We start from the raw sequence: 11,708 nt of genomic DNA, 5'->3' as shown, positions 1-11,708 counted from the left end.
ATGGCAAACCCGGTCGGCTGGCATTTGCCCGCTACCATCGTGGCTACCGTGAAACCGTCCGTTGCACCCCACCAGCCCCTGGCCGAGCGCCTGCGCCCGCGCCAGCTTTCCGAAGTCATCGGCCAGCAGCATGTGCTGGGGCCGGGCATGCCGTTGCGTCTGGCGTTCGAGTCGGGCCGGCCGCACAGCTGCATCCTGTGGGGGCCGCCGGGTGTGGGCAAGACCACCATCGCGCGGCTCATGGCCGATGCCTTCGACGCGCAGTTCATCAGCATCAGCGCCGTGCTCGGCGGCGTGAAAGATATCCGCGACGCTGTGCAGCAGGCCGAAAGCGCACGCGACGGCCTGATGCAGCAGCGCACCCTCGTGTTCGTCGATGAGGTGCACCGCTTCAACAAGAGCCAGCAGGACGCCTTTTTGCCGCATGTCGAGAGCGGCCTGTTCACCTTCATCGGTGCGACCACCGAGAACCCTTCGTTCGAGGTCAACTCGGCCCTGCTGTCGCGCGCGGCGGTGTATGTGCTGCAGCCCTTGTCGGCCGATGATTTGAAGCAAATTGTGGCTTTGGCCCAATCACAGCAAGCGCTGCCAGCTATCGAAAACGAAGCAATCGAGCGCCTGGTGGCCTATGCCGATGGCGATGCCCGGCGCCTGCTCAACACGCTGGAAACGCTGGAGATGGCGGCGGCTCAGGAGGGCCTGACCGAAATCACCGATGCCTGGGTGGTCCGTGTGCTGGGCGAGCGCATGCGCCGCTACGACAAGGGCGGCGAGCAGTTCTATGACACCATCAGCGCGTTGCACAAGTCGGTGCGCGGCTCCGACCCCGATGCGGCGCTGTACTGGCTGGTGCGCATGCTCGATGGTGGCGCTGACCCACGTTACATGGCGCGCCGCCTGGTGCGCATGGCGAGCGAGGACATCGGCCTGGCCGATCCGCGCGCGCTGCGCCTGGCGCTGGACGCCGCCGAGGTCTACGAGCGCCTGGGCAGCCCCGAGGGCGAGCTGGCGCTGGCCGAGTGCGTGGTCTATCTGGCCGTGGCGCCCAAGTCCAACGCGGTCTACAAGGCCTACAACGCGGCCCGCGCTTTCGTGAAGCAGGATGGAACGCGTCCCGTGCCCATGCATCTGCGCAATGCGCCCACCAAGCTCATGAAGGAGCTGGACTACGGCAAGGGCTACCGCTACGCGCACGACGAGGAGGGCGGCTTTGCCGCAGGGGAAAACTACCTGCCCGAGGGCATGCGGGACCCCGGTTTCTACCAACCCGTGCGGCGCGGGCTGGAGATCCGCATCGCCGACAAGCTGGATGAATTGCGCGCGCGCAACGCGGCCGCGCGGCCGCAGGGGCCAGGCGCGGAACCCGCTGTGTAAAAAACAGGGGGTTGATAAGTCCGCGCATCAATAACCGGCGGTGCATAAATCATTCTTATGCATCACGAACCTCACTGATGGGCGGGGAACCCAAGGGAAAACCCCTCCGTGGGCGCTAGGGGGGGCGAGTTTGCAAGTCGCTACAATTCCGTCCTCAAACCCGCATGGCTGCATTCCCGGCGGGTTTTTTGCTAGATGGCAGGCGGGCTCAAAAGGCTGTACCGATCTTGGTGCCTCCAGCGCGGACCCGTCACAAACGAAGGACTTTTCTTATGGACATTTTGCTGCAGCAGATCATCAACGGTCTGGTTCTCGGCAGCATGTACGCCTTGATAGCCTTGGGCTACACCATGGTGTACGGCATTATTCAACTGATCAATTTCGCCCACGGCGAAGTGTTGATGATCGGTGCATTGACCAGCTGGAGCTGCATCGGCCTGATGCAAGGAGCCATGCCTGGCGCACCGGGTTGGGTCATCCTGCTGTTGGCCACCCTGATCGCCTGCGTGGTGGCCGCCACGCTGAACTTCTCGATCGAGAAAATCGCCTACAAACCGCTGCGCAACAGCCCGCGTCTGGCGCCCCTGATCACCGCCATCGGCATGTCCATCCTGCTGCAGACGCTGGCCATGATCATCTGGAAGCCCAACTACAAACCGTATCCGACGCTGCTGTCCACGACGCCGTTCGAGATCGGTGGCGCCTACATCACCCCCACCCAGATCCTGATCCTGGGCGTGACGGCCATCGCCCTGGCGTCCCTGGTGTACCTGGTGAACCACACCAACCTGGGCCGCGCCATGCGCGCCACGGCCGAGAACCCGCGCGTTGCCTCCTTGATGGGTGTCAAGCCTGACATGGTGATCTCGGCCACCTTCATCATCGGCGCCATCCTTGCAGCCATCGCCGGCATGATGTACGCCTCCAACTACGGCACGGCGCAGCACACCATGGGTTTCCTGCCCGGCCTGAAGGCCTTCACGGCAGCCGTGTTCGGCGGCATCGGCAACCTGGCCGGCGCCGTGGTGGGCGGCATCCTGCTGGGCCTGATCGAAGCCATCGGCTCGGGCTACATCGGCACCCTCACGGGCGGCCTGCTGGGCAGCCACTACACCGACATCTTCGCGTTCATCGTGCTCATCATCATCCTGACGCTGCGCCCCTCGGGCCTGCTGGGTGAGCGTGTGGCGGATCGCGCCTGAGGAGCACCACACCATGAAGAACACCAAAGTCAACTGGATCCTGGGCGGCATCGCGCTGCTCGTGTTGCCGCTCATCCTGCAATACTTCGGCAACGCCTGGGTGCGTATCGCCGACCTGGCGCTGCTCTACGTGCTGCTGGCCCTGGGCCTGAACATCGTGGTGGGCTATGCCGGTCTGCTCGACCTGGGCTATGTGGCCTTCTACGCCGTCGGCGCCTACCTGTTCGGCCTGATGGCCTCGCCGCACCTGGCGGACAACTTCGCTGCGTTCGCGGCCATGTTTCCCAACGGGCTGCATACCTCGCTGTGGCTGGTGATACCACTGGCGGCGGTGCTGGCTGCGTTCTTTGGGGCCTTGCTGGGCGCGCCCACGCTCAAGCTGCGTGGTGACTACCTGGCCATCGTGACGCTGGGCTTCGGCGAGATCATCCGCATCTTCCTGAACAACCTGGACCACCCCGCCAACCTGACCAACGGCCCCAAGGGCATCGGCCAGATCGATTCGGTGAAGATCTTCGGCCTGGACCTGGGCAAGCGCCTGGAACTGTTCGGTTTCGACATCAATTCCGTCACGCTGTACTACTACCTGTTCCTGGCGCTGGTGCTGATCTCCATCGTGATCTGCTACCGCCTGCAGGATTCGCGCATCGGCCGCGCCTGGATGGCCATCCGTGAAGACGAAATCGCCGCCAAGGCCATGGGCATCAACACCCGCAACATGAAGCTGCTGGCCTTCGCCATGGGCGCGTCGTTCGGCGGCGTCTCCGGCGCCATGTTCGGTGCCTTCCAGGGCTTCGTCTCGCCCGAGTCCTTCAGCCTGATGGAGTCGGTCATGATCGTCGCCATGGTGGTGCTGGGCGGCATCGGCCACCTGCCGGGCGTGATCCTGGGCGCCGTGCTGCTGTCGGCCCTGCCCGAAGTGCTGCGCTACGTCGCCGGCCCGCTGCAGGCCATGACCGACGGCCGCCTGGACTCCGCCATCCTGCGCCAGCTGCTCATCGCCCTGGCCATGATCATCATCATGCTGCTGCGCCCCCGTGGCCTCTGGCCCTCGCCCGAACACGGCAAGAGCCTCACGCAGAAGTCCTGAACACCGCAGAAAGTCAGAAACATGGCAGAGAAATCCAACGATGTGGTGCTGAAGGTCGCCGGCATCTCCAAGCGCTTCGGCGGCTTGCAGGCCCTCTCCGACGTGGGCATCACCATCCAGCGCGGTCAGGTCTATGGCCTGATCGGCCCCAACGGCGCGGGCAAGACCACGTTCTTCAACGTGATCACCGGCCTGTACACGCCCGATAGCGGCAGCTTCGAGCTGGCCGGCAAGCCCTACGAGCCCACCGCGGTGCACGAAGTGGCCAAGGCCGGCATCGCCCGTACCTTCCAGAACATCCGCCTGTTCGCCGAAATGACGGCGCTGGAGAACGTGATGGTGGGCCGGCATATCCGTACCGGCTCGGGCCTGCTGGGCGCCGTGCTGCGCACCAAGGGGTTCAAGGAGGAAGAAGCCGCCATCGCCAAGCGCGCCCAGGAACTGCTGGACTACGTGGGCATCGGCCGCTTCGCCGACTACAAGGCGCGCACGCTGTCCTATGGCGATCAGCGCCGCCTGGAGATCGCCCGCGCCCTGGCCACGGACCCCCAGCTGATCGCGCTGGACGAGCCCGCCGCCGGCATGAACGCCACCGAGAAGGTGCAATTGCGGGAGCTGATCGACCAGATCCGCAAGGACAACCGCACCATCCTGCTGATCGAGCACGACGTGAAGCTGGTGATGGGCCTGTGCGACCGCGTGACGGTGCTCGACTACGGCAAGCAGATCGCCGAAGGCACGCCCGCCGATGTGCAGAAGAACGAAAAAGTGATTGAGGCCTATCTGGGCACCGGAGGACACTGAGCATGGCCGACAAGACGAATGTATTGCTGAAGGTCAAGGGCCTGAAGGTGGCCTACGGCGGCATCCAGGCCGTCAAGGGCGTGGATTTCGAGGTGCGCGAGGGTGAACTGGTGTCGCTGATCGGCTCCAACGGCGCCGGCAAGACCACCACCATGAAGGCCATCACCGGCACGCTGGCGATGAACGATGGCGACATCGAATACCTGGGCCAGAGCATCAAGGGCCAGGGCGCCTGGGATCTGGTCAAGAAGGGCCTCGTGATGGTTCCGGAAGGCCGTGGCGTGTTCGCGCGCATGACCATCACCGAGAACCTGCAGATGGGCGCCTACACGCGCACCGACAAGGCGGGCATCCTGGCCGACATCGAGAAGATGTTCACCATCTTCCCGCGTCTGCGCGAGCGCAAGGACCAACTCGCCGGCACCATGTCCGGCGGCGAGCAGCAGATGCTGGCCATGGGCCGCGCGCTGATGAGCCAGCCCAAGGTGCTGCTGCTGGACGAGCCCTCCATGGGCCTGTCGCCCATCATGGTGGACAAGATCTTCGAGGTGGTGCGCGACGTGTACGCCCTGGGCGTGACCATCGTACTGGTGGAGCAGAACGCCAGCCGCGCGCTGGCCATCGCCGACCGTGGCTACGTGATGGAGTCCGGCCTGATCACCATGACCGGCCCCGGCCAGGATCTGCTGAGCGACCCCAAGGTGCGCGCCGCCTACCTGGGCGAGTGACACTCCGGCGCCTGCGGGGAATCCGCGGCGCACCCCCAAGGCACCGTCAGCAATGCGGTGCCTTTTTTGCATGCCAGGCCCACAAGCGGCGTTTTGCTATTGTTTTAATAGCTTTTCGCGCTTGTCGGTATTGCGGGAAAGCCGATTTTCGTTCAATAAAATGAGCGGTCAGCGGCCCAGCCGTTCCGGAACACCATGAACACACTGCAAACCTTGCCGGTCTCCGTGCAGACCGTGCTGCTGCTGGTGGCCAGCAACGTCTTCATGACCTTCGCCTGGTATGGGCATCTGAAGAATCTGGCGACCGCGCCCTGGTATACCGCCGCGCTGGTGAGCTGGGGCATCGCGCTGTTCGAGTACCTGCTGCAGGTGCCGGCCAACCGTATCGGATTCACGCAGTTCGATGTGGGCCAGCTCAAGATCCTGCAGGAGGTGATCACCCTGACGGTGTTCGTGCCCTTCGCGGTGTTCTACCTGGGCCAGCCGCTCAAGTGGGATTACCTCTGGGCCGGCCTGTGCATGGTGGGCGCCGTGTATTTCATCTTTCGCGGAGCCTGAGGAGCGGCGCCGCGTCAGCTTCGTGGAGACAGCCGTTTGAAACAGGCGGTTAAACTTCTCCTATTCACGGGTCGGTCACCGTCCCGCCTCTTTTCTGTCATTTTTCGATTTCACCCCGGGAGCCCCTATGCTGTTTGGCAAGCTTTTGCCGCGCGAAGGCAATTTTTTCGAGATGTTCAACCAGCACGCCGACCGCATCGTGGAGGCCGCGCGGGCCTTTTCGCAACTGGTGGCCAACTACAACGATCCGCACCTGCGCGAAAAGTATGCCCAGGACGTGGACAACGCCGAGCGTGCCGCCGACCGCGTGACGCACGACATCAACAAGGCGGTGCACAAGACCTTCATCACGCCGATCGACCGTGAGCAGATCCACTCGCTCATCAACACCATGGACGACGTGGCCGACCTGATCCAGGACTCCGCCGAGACCATGGCCCTGTACGACGTGCGCCACATGACGGAAGAGATCTCCCGCCTCACGGACCTGAGCGTCAAGTGCTGCGAGCGCCTGCGCGACGCCGTGAAGCTGCTCAACAAGCTGGCCGATCCGGCCACGGCCGAGGCCGCGCTCAAGACCTGCGAGGAGATCGACAAGCTGGAGAGCGATGCCGACCGCGTGCTGCGCAGCGCCATGAGCAAGCTGTTCCGCGAGGAGCCCGACGTGCGCGAGCTGATCAAGCTCAAGGCCATCTACGAGCTCCTGGAAACCATCACCGACAAGTGCGAGGATGTCGCCAACCTCATCGAGGGCATCGTCCTCGAGAATTCCTGATCCGCGCGGAAACGGTCCTGCCATGGAAACCGTACAAACCGCCCTGTGGGTCGTGGTGCTGCTGGTGGCCCTGGCCATCGTGTTCGACTTCATGAACGGGTTTCACGACGCCGCCAACTCCATCGCCACGGTCGTCTCCACGGGGGTGCTGCGTCCCGGCCAGGCCGTGGTCTTCGCGGCCTTCTTCAACTTCATCGCCATCTTTGTCTTCCATCTCAGCGTGGCGGCCACCATCGGCAAGGGCATCGTGCAGCCGGGCGTGGTGGACACGCACGTGGTGTTCGGCGCGCTCGTGGGCGCCATCACCTGGAACGTGATCACCTGGTACTACGGTATTCCGAGCAGCTCCTCGCATGCGCTGATCGGTGGCATCGTGGGGGCCGTGATCGCCAAGGCCGGCGCTGGAGCCTTGATCTCCAAGGGCATTCTCAAGACCGTGGCGTTCATCTTCGTCTCGCCGCTGCTGGGTTTCCTGCTGGGCTCGCTCATGATGGTGGCGGTGGCCTGGGCCTTCCGCCGTGCCCGTCCGAGCGGGGTGGACAAGTGGTTCCGGCGCCTGCAATTGGTGTCGGCCGGTGCCTACAGCCTGGGCCACGGCGGCAATGACGCGCAGAAGACCATCGGCATCATCTGGCTGCTGCTGATCGCCACCGGCTACACCTCGGCCAGCGACACCTCTCCGCCCACCTGGACCATCGTGGCCTGCTACGCGGCCATCGGCCTGGGGACCATGTTCGGTGGCTGGCGCATCGTCAAGACCATGGGGCAGAAGATCACCAAGCTCAAGCCCGTGGGGGGGTTCTGCGCCGAAACGGGTGGCGCCATGACGCTGTTCCTGGCCACCATGCTGGGCATCCCGGTGTCCACCACGCACACCATCACGGGCGCCATCGTGGGCGTGGGCTCCACGCAGCGCGCCAGCGCCGTGCGCTGGGGCGTGGCGGGCAACATCGTCTGGGCCTGGATACTCACCATTCCGGCCAGCGCCTTCGTGGCTGCCATTGCCTACTGGGTGAGCCTGCAGCTGTACTGACCACCGGGTTGCTATCCTATCAATAGCTTCCAGCGCTTGTTCGGCAAGCGCTGGAAGCTATTTTTCATTGGGGCCGGCAGGCTGGGAGATCTTGCGCGCCTCCGCGATCTGGTACTCGAAGTAGTGCTGAAAGCCATAGGCCAGGCTGGCCATGAGCACCGCCGTGCCGACCAGCAGCGCGGCCACGATGGCCCCGATGGTCAGCCAGTTCGTGTGTCCGGGAGCGGCATCCGGGCTCGCAGACGGGTTGAAGCGGGCATTCCAGCGCTCCGGCGTGGCCAGGCCGTAGAGGATGGCACGCAGCGCGCAGCCCGCGATGGTGAAGCCCAGCAGCGGAATCAGCAGCCAGCTGAGCTGGTCGTCCAGACCGAACTGCCGCACGCGCTCGATGCCGTACAGTCCCAGCGCCGTGGGCACGGGCAACAGCCAGCCCAGAGGGTCGGCCGGGCCGTGCAGGTAGAAGCGGTGCAGGCCCAGCGGCCCGCCCAGGAAGGCCAGCCACGCGGCCAGGGTCTTGTCTTTCATGCCCCCATTATTCGGGGGATGTGGTGTCTGCGGCGCCCAGGGGCTTTTCCATGAGCACCACATCGCGCCAGGCGCCAAACTTCCAGCCCACCGAGCGCATCACGCCGATGTGCGTGAACCCCGCCGCGCGGTGCACCCCGGTGGAGCCCGTGTTGGCCGAGTCGCCGATCACGGCCAGCAGCTTGCGCACACCCGCTGCCTCGGCGGCGGAGCACAGCGCATCGAGCAATTGCCGTCCAATGCCCAGGCCGCGCGCTGCGTCCGCCACGTAGATCGAGTCCTCGGCCGAGAAGCGGTAGGCCGGGCGCGGCTTGAACCAGTTGCAATAGGCGAAGCCCAGCACCTGTCCATCCTGCTCGGCGACGAGGTAGGGCAGGCCCTTGCCGAGCACGTCGGCGCGGCGCGCGGCCATGTCGGCCTCGGTGGGGGGCTCGGTTTCGAAAGTGCCCGTGCCGTGCAGCACATGGTGGGCATAGATGGCGGTGATGGCGGGGAGGTCGGCGTCGCGGCTGGGGCGGATATGTGGCATGGATGGCAAACGAAGATATAATCGGCGGCTTTGCAGCGTGTCGCTGGCCGGGTGGCCATGTCGCGTGTCTCAAACGCAGCAAAAAACCTGCAGCAGTTGCTGTGAACCACCCGAAGGATAAATCATGGTCGTCATTCGACTCTCCCGCGGCGGCTCCAAGGGCCGTCCTTTCTTCAACATCGTCGTTGCCGACAAGCGCGTGCGCCGCGATGGCCGTTTCATCGAGCGTCTGGGCTTCTACAACCCCACCGCCAAGGAAACCGAAGAAGGCCTGCGCATTGCCCAGGACCGCCTGGCCTACTGGACGGGCGTGGGCGCCCAGACGTCCGCCACCGTGGACCGCCTGATCAAGCAGGCCGCCAAGAAGGCTGCTTAAAGCTCCCCGAGAAGGGCGGGTTCCGTCGGCTTGCCGAAGGGAACCCGCCCTTTTCCTATTCTGGAATCCCTGACATGGCTACCCACCTGACCCTCGAACCCACGGAACTGCCTGCCGATGCCATCGAAGTGGGGCGCATCGCGGATGCCTGGGGCGTCAAGGGCTGGTTCAAGGTGCTGTCCCACAGCAGCAGCCCCGAGGCCTTGTTTTCGTCCAAGCAGTGGTACCTGCTGCCGTCCGAGCGCGGCGCCAAGACCTTCACCGGCACGGTGCTGCTGCCCATTCGCCAGGCCAAGGACCACTCCGACACCGTGGTCGCCTGGGCACAGGGCATTGACGACCGCAACGCCGCCGAGGCGCTGCGCGGCGCACGCATCTTCGTCCCGCGCTCCAGCTTCCCCTCCACCACCGAAGACGAGTACTACTGGGTCGACCTGATCGGCCTGTCGGTGGTCAACCGCGAGGGCGTGGCCCTCGGCCAGGTGCGCGACCTGCTCTCCACCGGGCCGCAGACGGTGCTGGTGGTCGCCTACGAGCAGGACGGCAAGCCGCAGGAGCGCATGATCCCCTTCGTGTCGGCCTATGTCGACAAGGTGGATTTGCCCGGACGCTGCATCACGGTCGACTGGCAGCCGGATTACTGACCCGCGCCCATGCGCTTCGATGTCATCACGCTGTTCCCCGAGCTGTTCGGCCCGTTCCTGGCCAGCGGCGTGACGCGCCGCGCCTACGCCTCGGGCCAGGTCGACGTGCGCCTGTGGAACCCGCGCGACCATGCCGAGGGCAACTACCGGCGCGTGGACGACCGGCCGTTTGGCGGGGGGCCGGGCATGGTGATGATGGTGCAGCCGCTGGCGCGTTGCCTGGATGCCATCCGCGCCGACCGCGCCGAGGCTTTGGACGCGCAGGCACCGCTGGTGCTGTTTTCCCCCATCGGCACGCGCCTGGACCATGGCGCTGTCGAGCACTGGTCGGCCGGCAGCGGTGCCATCTTGCTGTGCGGGCGCTACGAGGGCATCGACCAGCGCTTCATTGATGCGCATGTCGACGTGCAGCTCAGCCTGGGGGACTTCGTGCTTTCGGGCGGCGAGATCGCGGCGCTGGCGTTGCTCGATGCCGTGGCGCGGCTCCAGCCCGGCGTGCTCAACGACGAGGGCAGCCACCAGCTCGACAGCTTCAACCCGCTGCTCGATGGCCTGCTCGATTGCCCGCACTACACGCGCCCCGAGGAGTGGGAGGGCCGCGCCGTGCCGCCCGAACTGCTCTCGGGCCACCACGCGCAGATCGAACGCTGGCGGCGCGCCCAGCGCCTGGCCGTGACGGCGCGGCACCGCCCCGACCTCATCGCGGCGGCGCGCGCAGCCGGGCGCCTGAGTGCCCAGGACGAGCAGGTGCTGGCCAGATTGCGCTGACGCGTTATAATCAAAGGCTTTTCGATCCTCTGGCCGGCCGCTCTGCCTTTGATGGCAGGGCCTGAACGTCAATCCCGACGCTGCCACTTATGGCGCGGACATGATCGCGAGATGAAACCATGAACCTGATCCAGACCCTCGAAGCGGAAGAAATCGCCCGCCTCGGCAAGACCATTCCTGAATTCGCACCCGGCGACACGGTGATCGTGAGCGTCAACGTGGTCGAAGGCAACCGCAAGCGCGTGCAGGCCTACGAAGGCGTCGTGATCGCCAAGCGCAATCGCGGCATCAACAGCGCCTTCACCGTGCGCAAGATCTCCAGCGGCGAAGGCGTGGAGCGCACGTTCCAGACCTACAGCCCCCTGATCGCCAAGATCGAAGTCAAGCGCCGTGGTGACGTGCGCCGTGCCAAGCTGTACTACCTGCGCGACCGCAGCGGTAAGTCGGCACGTATCAAGGAAAAGCTGCCTTCGCGCACCAAGTCGGTGGAAGCCGCAGCGTAAATCGTTGCCGTATCCAGCCGTTCAAAGCCGCTGCAGCTTCTGCCTGTAGCGGCTTTTTGCTTTTCATGACCGCGCCGCCATGAGCACTTCCTCCGAATCCGCGCCCCGGCTGCCCGACTTCGACCCGCGCACCGTGCCGGTGCTCGCGGTGGACGCGCACCTGCCCGCCGTGCCCCTGCAGCGGCAGACGCCGCAGGCGTTGCGCGAGCGCTTCCGGGCGCCGCCTGCGTGGACGCCCGAGGTGGCCTCGGAAAAGCGCTTCAGCAACCGCGAGCCCGCGCACGCCTCCGTGCTCGTGCCCATCGTGCTGCGCGAACAGCCCATGGTGCTGCTGACCGAGCGCACGGCGCACCTGTCCACCCATTCGGGCCAGGTGGCTTTCCCTGGGGGGCGCTCCGATCCGGAGGACGCGAACCCGGCCGCCACGGCGCTGCGCGAGGCCCACGAGGAAGTGGGGCTGGAGAGCCGTTTCGTCGAGGTGCTGGGCTCCCTCTCGACCTACCGCACCGGCTCGGCCTTCATCATCACGCCCGTGGTGGCGCTGGTGCAGCCCGATTGCGTGCTCCAGCCCAATCCCTACGAGGTGGCGGAGATCTTCGAAGTGCCGCTGTCTTTCCTGCTCGATCCGGCCCACCACCGGCGCCACGCCGTGGAATGGGAGGGTGTGCGCCGGGAGTGGTTTTCCATGCCCTACGACGACGGACGGCGCAGCCATTTCATCTGGGGTGCCACGGCGGGCATGCTGCGCAACTTCTACCGTTTCATGGCCGCCTAAGAGCGCGGCGGCCCGGCCCTCGCG

The 11,708-nt window shown here is 65.3% G+C and carries 15 protein-coding genes; 13 read left to right on the top strand and 2 right to left on the bottom strand.

What is annotated here, in order from left to right:
- From D8S75_RS11335 to D8S75_RS11300, 8 genes are all read left to right on the top strand, one after another.
- Nucleotides 1–1,374, top strand: coding sequence for a replication-associated recombination protein A (locus tag D8S75_RS11335; protein WP_232829025.1), 1,374 nt, complete (start codon nucleotides 1–3; stop codon nucleotides 1,372–1,374).
- Between the two features lie 272 nt (nucleotides 1,375–1,646).
- Nucleotides 1,647–2,576, top strand: coding sequence for a branched-chain amino acid ABC transporter permease (locus tag D8S75_RS11330; protein WP_119966452.1), 930 nt, complete (start codon nucleotides 1,647–1,649; stop codon nucleotides 2,574–2,576).
- A gap of 13 nt (nucleotides 2,577–2,589) precedes the next feature.
- Complete coding sequence (locus tag D8S75_RS11325) at nucleotides 2,590–3,666, top strand: ABC transporter permease subunit (protein WP_119966451.1); 1,077 nt, start codon at nucleotides 2,590–2,592, stop codon at nucleotides 3,664–3,666.
- A 21-nt stretch (nucleotides 3,667–3,687) separates the two neighbouring features.
- Complete coding sequence (locus D8S75_RS11320; protein WP_119966450.1) at nucleotides 3,688–4,470, top strand: ABC transporter ATP-binding protein; 783 nt, start codon at nucleotides 3,688–3,690, stop codon at nucleotides 4,468–4,470.
- 2 nt (nucleotides 4,471–4,472) lie between these two features.
- Entirely contained in the window at nucleotides 4,473–5,198 is a 726-nt protein-coding gene (locus D8S75_RS11315; protein ID WP_119966449.1) for an ABC transporter ATP-binding protein, read from the top strand.
- Nucleotides 5,199–5,393: 195 nt separating this feature from the next.
- The gene (locus tag D8S75_RS11310; RefSeq protein ID WP_119966448.1) at nucleotides 5,394–5,756 is read left to right on the top strand and encodes a DMT family protein; all 363 of its coding nucleotides are present in this window, start codon (nucleotides 5,394–5,396) and stop codon (nucleotides 5,754–5,756) included.
- A gap of 127 nt (nucleotides 5,757–5,883) precedes the next feature.
- Nucleotides 5,884–6,531 carry a DUF47 domain-containing protein gene (locus D8S75_RS11305; protein WP_119966447.1) on the top strand — a complete coding sequence of 216 codons (648 nt, stop codon included), beginning with the start codon at nucleotides 5,884–5,886 and terminating at the stop codon, nucleotides 6,529–6,531.
- Nucleotides 6,532–6,553: 22 nt separating this feature from the next.
- Nucleotides 6,554–7,564, top strand: coding sequence for an inorganic phosphate transporter (locus D8S75_RS11300; RefSeq protein ID WP_119966446.1), 1,011 nt, complete (start codon nucleotides 6,554–6,556; stop codon nucleotides 7,562–7,564).
- A gap of 57 nt (nucleotides 7,565–7,621) precedes the next feature.
- On the opposite strand, the gene D8S75_RS11295 is transcribed toward D8S75_RS11300, so the two are convergent.
- Together D8S75_RS11295 and D8S75_RS11290 are read right to left on the bottom strand one after the other, a co-directional pair.
- Nucleotides 7,622–8,089 (bottom strand): TM2 domain-containing protein, encoded by a 468-nt coding sequence (locus D8S75_RS11295; RefSeq protein ID WP_119966445.1) that lies wholly within the window; start codon nucleotides 8,087–8,089, stop codon nucleotides 7,622–7,624.
- Between the two features lie 7 nt (nucleotides 8,090–8,096).
- Nucleotides 8,097–8,618 (bottom strand): GNAT family N-acetyltransferase, encoded by a 522-nt coding sequence (locus D8S75_RS11290; protein ID WP_119966444.1) that lies wholly within the window; start codon nucleotides 8,616–8,618, stop codon nucleotides 8,097–8,099.
- Nucleotides 8,619–8,742: 124 nt separating this feature from the next.
- On the opposite strand from D8S75_RS11290, the gene rpsP reads away from it, so the two are divergent.
- The 5 genes from rpsP (at nucleotide 8,743) to D8S75_RS11265 (ending at nucleotide 11,684) form a co-directional block, all read left to right on the top strand.
- Nucleotides 8,743–8,994, top strand: a complete 252-nt coding sequence (rpsP, locus tag D8S75_RS11285; RefSeq protein WP_119966443.1) for a 30S ribosomal protein S16 — start codon at nucleotides 8,743–8,745, stop codon at nucleotides 8,992–8,994.
- Between the two features lie 74 nt (nucleotides 8,995–9,068).
- A complete protein-coding gene (gene rimM / locus D8S75_RS11280; RefSeq protein WP_119966442.1) occupies nucleotides 9,069–9,638 on the top strand; it encodes a ribosome maturation factor RimM in 570 nt (189 codons plus the stop codon).
- A gap of 9 nt (nucleotides 9,639–9,647) precedes the next feature.
- Nucleotides 9,648–10,406 (top strand): tRNA (guanosine(37)-N1)-methyltransferase TrmD, encoded by a 759-nt coding sequence (gene trmD, locus D8S75_RS11275; RefSeq protein WP_119966441.1) that lies wholly within the window; start codon nucleotides 9,648–9,650, stop codon nucleotides 10,404–10,406.
- Between the two features lie 119 nt (nucleotides 10,407–10,525).
- Nucleotides 10,526–10,909 carry a 50S ribosomal protein L19 gene (gene rplS / locus D8S75_RS11270; RefSeq protein WP_119966440.1) on the top strand — a complete coding sequence of 128 codons (384 nt, stop codon included), beginning with the start codon at nucleotides 10,526–10,528 and terminating at the stop codon, nucleotides 10,907–10,909.
- A gap of 79 nt (nucleotides 10,910–10,988) precedes the next feature.
- On the top strand, nucleotides 10,989–11,684 hold the full coding sequence (locus D8S75_RS11265; protein WP_119966439.1) for a CoA pyrophosphatase: 696 nt from the start codon (nucleotides 10,989–10,991) through the stop codon (nucleotides 11,682–11,684).
- Nucleotides 11,685–11,708 lie beyond the last annotated feature (24 nt).

This window comes from Simplicispira lacusdiani (assembly GCF_003604195.1).
Taxonomy (GTDB): domain Bacteria; phylum Pseudomonadota; class Gammaproteobacteria; order Burkholderiales; family Burkholderiaceae_C; genus Simplicispira; species Simplicispira lacusdiani.
This window is presented reverse-complemented; position numbering and strand designations above follow the sequence as displayed.

Excerpts from the sequence above, each read along its gene's own strand:
- D8S75_RS11335 (WP_232829025.1), top strand. The coding sequence starts at position 1 with ATGGCAAACCCGGTCGGCTGGCATTTGCCCGCTACCATCGTGGCTACC.
- D8S75_RS11330 (WP_119966452.1), top strand. The coding sequence starts at position 1,647 with ATGGACATTTTGCTGCAGCAGATCATCAACGGTCTGGTTCTCGGCAGC.
- D8S75_RS11325 (WP_119966451.1), top strand. The coding sequence starts at position 2,590 with ATGAAGAACACCAAAGTCAACTGGATCCTGGGCGGCATCGCGCTGCTC.
- D8S75_RS11320 (WP_119966450.1), top strand. The coding sequence starts at position 3,688 with ATGGCAGAGAAATCCAACGATGTGGTGCTGAAGGTCGCCGGCATCTCC.
- D8S75_RS11315 (WP_119966449.1), top strand. The coding sequence starts at position 4,473 with ATGGCCGACAAGACGAATGTATTGCTGAAGGTCAAGGGCCTGAAGGTG.
- D8S75_RS11310 (WP_119966448.1), top strand. The coding sequence starts at position 5,394 with ATGAACACACTGCAAACCTTGCCGGTCTCCGTGCAGACCGTGCTGCTG.
- D8S75_RS11305 (WP_119966447.1), top strand. The coding sequence starts at position 5,884 with ATGCTGTTTGGCAAGCTTTTGCCGCGCGAAGGCAATTTTTTCGAGATG.
- D8S75_RS11300 (WP_119966446.1), top strand. The coding sequence starts at position 6,554 with ATGGAAACCGTACAAACCGCCCTGTGGGTCGTGGTGCTGCTGGTGGCC.
- D8S75_RS11295 (WP_119966445.1), bottom strand. The coding sequence starts at position 8,089 with ATGAAAGACAAGACCCTGGCCGCGTGGCTGGCCTTCCTGGGCGGGCCG.
- D8S75_RS11290 (WP_119966444.1), bottom strand. The coding sequence starts at position 8,618 with ATGCCACATATCCGCCCCAGCCGCGACGCCGACCTCCCCGCCATCACC.
- rpsP (WP_119966443.1), top strand. The coding sequence starts at position 8,743 with ATGGTCGTCATTCGACTCTCCCGCGGCGGCTCCAAGGGCCGTCCTTTC.
- rimM (WP_119966442.1), top strand. The coding sequence starts at position 9,069 with ATGGCTACCCACCTGACCCTCGAACCCACGGAACTGCCTGCCGATGCC.
- trmD (WP_119966441.1), top strand. The coding sequence starts at position 9,648 with ATGCGCTTCGATGTCATCACGCTGTTCCCCGAGCTGTTCGGCCCGTTC.
- rplS (WP_119966440.1), top strand. The coding sequence starts at position 10,526 with ATGAACCTGATCCAGACCCTCGAAGCGGAAGAAATCGCCCGCCTCGGC.
- D8S75_RS11265 (WP_119966439.1), top strand. The coding sequence starts at position 10,989 with ATGAGCACTTCCTCCGAATCCGCGCCCCGGCTGCCCGACTTCGACCCG.